Raw genomic sequence first — 6,246 nt, 5'->3', positions numbered from 1 at the left:
CCATTGAAGCGATTGCCGGCGGCACGGATCTGCTCTGCATCGGCGAAATGGGCATCGGCAACACGACGATTGCGGCTGCCATCAACTATGCGCTCTACGGCGGCACGGCACGCGACTGGGTCGGCCCCGGCACGGGTTCGGAAGGCGAGATGCTGGAGCGCAAGATCGATGCCGTCGAACGCGCCGTCGAGCTGCACAGCGATCACCTCGACGATCCCCTGGAGATCATGCGGCGCCTCGGCGGGCGCGAGATCGCGGCGATGGCGGGCGCCATCCTTGCGGCGCGCATGGAGCGCATTCCGGTGCTGATCGACGGTTATACGGCGACGGCTGCAGGCGCGATCCTGCGGGCGGCCAATCCGTCTGCGCTCGACCACTGCCTGATCGGCCATGTCTCGGCGGAGCCCGGACATCTGCGCGCCATCGAACAGCTCGGCAAGACGCCGCTTCTGGCGCTCGGCATGCGGCTTGGCGAAGGAACGGGTGCAGCCCTTGCAGCCGGCATCGTCAAGGCTGCCGCCGCCTGCCATTCCGGCATGGCGACCTTCGCCCAGGCCGGCGTTACCGGCAAACACTGATACCGGAAAATCAAGCCGCTCCGCGCATTGCTTGCGCGGACGCGGGGGAGCCTGTATCTGCGTATTCGCTTATAAATAATGCGCGGCGAAACGACCGGCGCGGAGGAAATGAGGGGCCGTTGACGAAACCTGCCGTGACCAAGGAAACGGGATTTCGCCATTTCGTGGCAGCGGCCAGCTATTCATGGGCCGGCTTCCTGCGGGTATTCAGGGAATCGGCCTTCCGGCAGGAACTCGGCTTCTTCGTCGTGGCGCTGATCGTGCTTATCCTCATCGGCGCCGATGCGACGGAATTCGTCGTCGCGACAGTGCTTTTCCTCGGGCTCTTTTCCATCGAGGCGATGAACACGGCTGTCGAGGAAGTGATCGACCGGATTTCACCGGAAATTTCGATCGTCGGCAAACATGCAAAGGATCTCGGCTCCTTCGCCGTGACCTGCATGATCGCTGCCTGCTGCCTTTATCTCGGCTTCGTCATTTGCCGGCATCTGTTTTTCTAGAGCATTTGTCTGCCGCAATTCCGGACGCAACACCGCTGCACATTTTTGCTGGAATTGCCGTGATCACGCGAAGCTGCGGCGCCTCCTGGCGACCGGCTGCGCTTCTTCCACGGCCGGGATGCTCTGCAGCACGCGTTTGGCCGGCAGGATGGCGATGACTTCGGTGCCTTCGCGCAGCTTGGATTTCAGGATGAACTGGCCGTCGTGCTTGGCGAGGATCGCCTGGACGATCGGCAGGCCGAGGCCGGTGCCCTGTTCGGCGCTCTTGATGGCGATCGAACCCTGACCGAAGGCCGACAGCACGACCGGGATTTCGTCCTCGGGAATGCCGGGGCCGTTATCCCTGATCGAGATGTACTGGCCGCCGCCTGCGGTCCAGCCGACCTTGACGTTGATTTCTCCACCCTGGGGCGTGAATTTCACCGCATTTGAGAGAAGATTGAGCACGACCTGGCGCATGGATTTCTCATCCGCCCAGATTGCCGGCAACTGGCGCTCGACCTGATCATGGATGGAGATGTTCTTGGCACGGGCGCGAAGTTGCACCATGCCGATGCAGTCTTCGGTGATATCGAGCAGTGAGATCGCCTCTTCGCTGAGCTCGTATTTACCGGCTTCAATACGGGAGAGATCGAGGATTTCGTTGATGAGATCGAGCAGATGCTGGCCGGAGCGATGGATATCGCCAGCATATTCCTTGTAAGTCGGGTTCGCGAGCGGCCCCATCACCTCCGCTGACATGACTTCGGAAAAGCCGAGAATGGCATTCAGCGGCGTGCGCAGCTCATGCGACATGGAGGCGAGGAAGCGCGACTTGGCGAGGTTTGCTTCCTCGGCGCGGCGGCGGGCTTCGTCCGACATGGATTTCGCCACTTCCAGCTCGGCGATCAGATCATCCTTTTCCGACTGAAAGGCGAGGATCCTCAGGCTGGACTGGAAGAGCCGATCGCTGATGTAATTGAAGAAGACGACTGTCATGGTCAAAACTGCGGTCAGGCAGAGTTCCAGAATATCGCGCGAGAGACCGCTTTTTGCGGCAAGTGCGATGACCGCAGGCGCGAAGCCGACCAGCACGGCCGGGGTCAGCATGAAATTCGACATGGTCGTGACCGACAGCGCGATCAACAGGGTAGCGCCCTTATAGAGCGTGAAGCTCGACGGTTCGCAGGCCGAACAGCTCTGCAGAGCAAAGATCGCCCAGCAGCAGCCGATCAGGAACTGGCCTGCCAGCAACAGGTTGCGCCAGCGGCGCACGGCTTCTGCGGTAATGTCCTGTTTCCTGGCGCGGCGTGCCAGAAGAATATTGACGGCATGGCAGGTCAGCGTCAGCAACGCCCAGAAGAACAGGCTCGCATCCTCGGTGAAATAAGTGCCGAGCGCTGCGACGATAATGACGAAGAGCGGCATGATCGCCGCGCCCTGCAGCACCGCAGTGATATACATCCGCAGCAGGTCACGATCGAAGGCGGAACTGGAAGCATGGCCCGACTGCAGGCGTTCGCGCGTTTGCCGCACGGCCTTGGACACGGCCTTGTTACGGTGGCCGCGCGATTTGTCGACGATGATCTTGTCGGTCGATGTGCTGACGCCGGTACTCATGTGCACGTTGAAACTTGTCCCGCAGATGAATAAGAGCTTAACCGGAAATTCTTAAGAAGATGTTTGCCATCTTTGCCAAGGGTTTGTTTTTCAAGGAGGCAAAAGCGTGGCACGGCTTTTCCGGTTGACCCGAGACGGTGCAACCGCTTTCGCTTTTCTTGCTTTGATTGCATTAATCGCGGCGAAATTGAACGACGGGCCGGAAGTCCGGCATCAGGGCAGCTTCCATGCCGGCGATGGCGACAGCCTTGTTCTTGATGGCGAGCGCATGCGGCTCAAGGGCGTCGATGCGCCGGAATTGTCGCAGACATGCGAGCGGGCAGGGCAGGACTGGCCCTGCGGCAGACTTGCCCAGCGCGCGCTGCAAAAGCTCGTTTCGGATGGCGCGACGCAATGCGACGGAAGCGAACGTGATCGTTACGACCGGCTGCTCGTCGTCTGCCGCAATCATGCCGGCGATATCAATGCCAGCATGGTGGCCTCGGGCATGGCGGTTTCCTATGGCGGCTATCGGCGCGAGGAGGGGCAGGCGAGGGCGCAAAAACTCGGGCTCTGGGCGGGCCATTTCGAGATGCCGCGAGACGTCAGGGATCAGGCGCGGCATGAGAACTCCGGCCTGAAGCAGTTGATTGGCGAATGGACAGGGTGGGAATGAACGACGTTTCGAGCGAGGATCGGCTGGACGGGTTGCGGGCAGAGATTGCCGCCTGCCGGATCTGTCGCGATGCGCCGCTGCGTGGCATCGAGGATCGCCTGCCGCACGAACCGCGGCCGGTCGCGGTGCTCTCGTCTCGCGCCCGTGTGCTGATCGCCGGTCAAGCGCCGGGGCTCAGGGTGCATGAAAGCGGCCTGCCATTCGACGATGCCTCCGGCGACCGGCTGCGGCAGTGGCTGCAGGTGGACCGGCCGGCCTTCTACGACCGGGATCGATTCGCGATCGTGCCGATGGGCTTCTGCTTTCCGGGTTATGACGCCAAGGGCAGCGACCTGCCGCCGCGGCGCGAATGCGCGCCGGTCTGGCGGGATCGCGTGCTCTCGGTCATGCCGCAGATCGAGCTGGTGCTTGCGGTCGGCGGTTATGCGCAGGCCTGGCATATGGGTGCTTTGAGGCGCGAAAACATGACGGAGACGGTGCGGGCCTGGCGCGACAGTCTGGAGGCGGCGGGCGGGCCTGCGATTCTGCCGCTGCCGCATCCGAGCTGGCGCAATACCGGCTGGATCAAGCGGCATCCGTGGTTCGAAGAAGAACTGCTTCCTGTCCTGCGCGAACGAATCAAAATGCTTGCCATCTGAAAAAAAATTCTTTTCCATGGTCGGAATCGCGCTATACAAAGAAAATAATTCGAAAGGGACTTAGTTTCGCATGGATCGCCTCGACCGAAAGATACTGCGCCTTCTCCAGGAAGACTCGACGCTCGCCGTTGCCGACCTCGCCAAGAAGGTCGGGCTTTCGACGACGCCATGCTGGCGGCGTATCCAGAAGATGGAGGAAGACGGCGTCATCAAGCGCCGGGTGGCGATCCTCGATCCGGAAAAGGTCAACACCAAGGTTACGGTCTTCGTGTCGATCCGCACCGCGACTCATTCCATCGAGTGGCTGCGCCGCTTCTCCGAAGTCGTGGCGGAGTTTCCTGAAGTGGTCGAATTCTACCGCATGAGCGGCGATGTGGACTATCTGCTGCGTGTCGTCGTGCCCGATATCGCCGCCTATGATGCCTTCTACAAGCGGATGATCGCCAAGATCGAGATTCGCGACGTCTCTTCTGCCTTCGCGATGGAGCAGATCAAGTATTCGACGCAGCTGCCGCTGGACTACATGCTGATCGAAAACGCCAAGTCCAACGAGGACTGAGGCGGGCAGGCTCTTTCAATACAGCCCGGATGATCTAAGGCAGGCGCGAGCGAATCGCGCCCGCTCTTTGTGCAAGCAAAGCGCCTCTGGGGCTGATCCGCGCAGGACAAGCTATGCAGGGAGATTCAGGAGTTCATCTGTGACTTCTGATAGGCCGCGCAAAGCACCTGCCACTTGACGGCGGCACGAAACCTTTCCAAATTGTAATCTTCCTGTCATGGAACCATGCGAAGCCACGCAGGTCATGAACTGCCCATGTGCTGGGGAGGCACGGGTGCGGTTTCGGGTGAGTGCTCCGGGGGCATCTGGAACACGTTTTATAATGTCCGTGCTGCATAATATTGTGCGATGCGCGGTTTTTGTGCCTTTGGCGAAACGTTTAAGCGGCGCCGAAAACGTATGCCTATGGTTGTTTCCACAACAAAAAGTAGGCTCTAAATCGATTAATGGTCGCCATCTGCACCATTAGGTTCGATTTCAGGACACCATGTCCTATTCTCCGATCTTTATATAGTCGTTAGCCGGCGCTACAGTCCGGCAGCTTCGCGAAAGTGTTCGAGTTTTTGCTCCGTTTTCGCTGCTTTGGGAGGATTATTTCAGCCGCTTGCGATAGCCATTGGTTATCGCGGCGGCATTTGTGCGTTAACCGTCTAAATCCTTGAAATTGTTGTATAAAAACCACGCCTTGCGCGGAAAGCATGGTCCGGCTGCGGGTTGGTGCCGCTCACGAATTGCTACAGTCAGATGTCTGTGGGATGAACGTTCGGCGGTTCGATCGATCCGCACGCCGTGAGGCTGTTCAAACGGGTCGACTTTGGATCTTCGGAGACAGGGTAAAGCCCCGATCGACAAAGGAGTGGAATTCTACAATGAACATCAAGATGGTATTGCTTGCGTCGGCAGCAGCATTTGCTGCATCGACCCCGGTACTCGCAGCAGACGCAATCGTTGCTGCCGAGCCGGAGCCGGTTGAATACGTTCGCGTCTGCGACGCTTACGGCACCGGCTACTTYTACATCCCGGGCACGGAAACCTGCCTGAAGATCGAAGGCTACATCCGTTTCCAGGTTAACGTTGGCCCGAACGCCGGCGGCACCTCCGCCACCAACGACTCTAGCTGGGATGCTGTAACCCGTGGTCAGGTTCAGTTCACGGCCAAGAGCGACACCGAGTACGGTCCGCTCACCGGCGTAATCGTTCTCCAGGCCAATGCCGACAACGCTTCCAACCAGGAAACGATTCTCGACTCCGCTTACCTCGACGTCGCTGGCTTCCGCGCCGGTCTCTTCTACTCCTGGTGGGACGATGGTCTCTCCGGCGAAACGGACGATATCGGTTCTGTCGTAACGCTGCATAACTCGCTCCGTTATCAGTACGAAACCGGTTCCTTCTACGCTGGCCTCAGCGTCGACGAACTGGAAGACGGCGTCTTCAAGACCGGCGAAGCTCCGAACAATGTCGGCGTTGCCTTCGGCATCGGCGGCACGGCTGGCGCCTTCAGCTACCAGGTTACCGGCGGCTGGGACTTCGACAACGAAGACGGCGCTATCCGCGCTATGGGTACGGCTGAACTCGGCCCGGGCACGCTCGGCCTCGCTGCTGTCTACTCCAGCGGCCCGAACTCCTACTACTCGCAGGCTGAATGGGCAGTTGCTGCCGAATACGCCATCAAGGCAACGGACAAGCTGAAGATCACCCCTGGTGTTCAGTACTACGG

The 6,246-nt window shown here is 59.8% G+C and carries 7 protein-coding genes; 6 read left to right on the top strand and 1 reads right to left on the bottom strand.

Translation table 11 applies throughout. From position 1 onward, the window contains the following. A partial coding sequence (locus tag AC1D35_RS34460; protein WP_477942360.1) for a nicotinate-nucleotide--dimethylbenzimidazole phosphoribosyltransferase occupies nt 1–578 on the top strand: 578 nt, incomplete at its 5' end. A 119-nt stretch (nt 579–697) separates the two neighbouring features. Beyond that, a complete protein-coding gene (locus AC1D35_RS34455) occupies nt 698–1,078 on the top strand; it encodes a diacylglycerol kinase (protein WP_113307687.1) in 381 nt (126 codons plus the stop codon). Nucleotides 1,079–1,141: 63 nt separating this feature from the next. Here the strand turns inward: AC1D35_RS34455 and AC1D35_RS34450 are convergent, their stop codons facing one another. After that, nucleotides 1,142–2,677: a sensor histidine kinase gene (locus tag AC1D35_RS34450; RefSeq protein WP_113307688.1), complete on the bottom strand. Its 1,536-nt coding sequence runs from the start codon at nt 2,675–2,677 to the stop codon at nt 1,142–1,144. Between the two features lie 106 nt (nt 2,678–2,783). Between AC1D35_RS34450 and AC1D35_RS34445 the strand changes: the two genes are divergently transcribed. The 4 genes from AC1D35_RS34445 to AC1D35_RS34430 form a co-directional block, all read left to right on the top strand. Continuing rightward, entirely contained in the window at nt 2,784–3,332 is a 549-nt protein-coding gene (locus AC1D35_RS34445; RefSeq protein WP_113307689.1) for a thermonuclease family protein, read from the top strand. Then, entirely contained in the window at nt 3,329–3,970 is a 642-nt protein-coding gene (locus tag AC1D35_RS34440; RefSeq protein ID WP_113307690.1) for a uracil-DNA glycosylase family protein, read from the top strand. The genes AC1D35_RS34445 and AC1D35_RS34440 overlap by 4 nt, the downstream gene beginning before the upstream one ends. A gap of 70 nt (nt 3,971–4,040) precedes the next feature. Then, a complete protein-coding gene (locus AC1D35_RS34435; protein ID WP_113301461.1) occupies nt 4,041–4,529 on the top strand; it encodes an Lrp/AsnC family transcriptional regulator in 489 nt (162 codons plus the stop codon). 869 nt (nt 4,530–5,398) lie between these two features. Next, the coding region (locus AC1D35_RS34430; RefSeq protein WP_477942357.1) for a porin at nt 5,399–6,246 on the top strand (848 nt) is incomplete at its 3' end.

This window comes from Rhizobium sp. P1_E6, from assembly GCF_056405875.1.
Note: the sequence above shows the minus strand (reverse complement) of the source record. Positions and strands in the feature narration are given on the sequence as shown.

Bases quoted from the DNA above. Each gene is read 5' to 3' on its own strand.
- AC1D35_RS34450 (WP_113307688.1), bottom strand. From the start codon at position 2,677: ATGAGTACCGGCGTCAGCACATCGACCGACAAGATCATCGTCGACAAA.
- AC1D35_RS34440 (WP_113307690.1), top strand. From the start codon at position 3,329: ATGAACGACGTTTCGAGCGAGGATCGGCTGGACGGGTTGCGGGCAGAG.
- AC1D35_RS34435 (WP_113301461.1), top strand. From the start codon at position 4,041: ATGGATCGCCTCGACCGAAAGATACTGCGCCTTCTCCAGGAAGACTCG.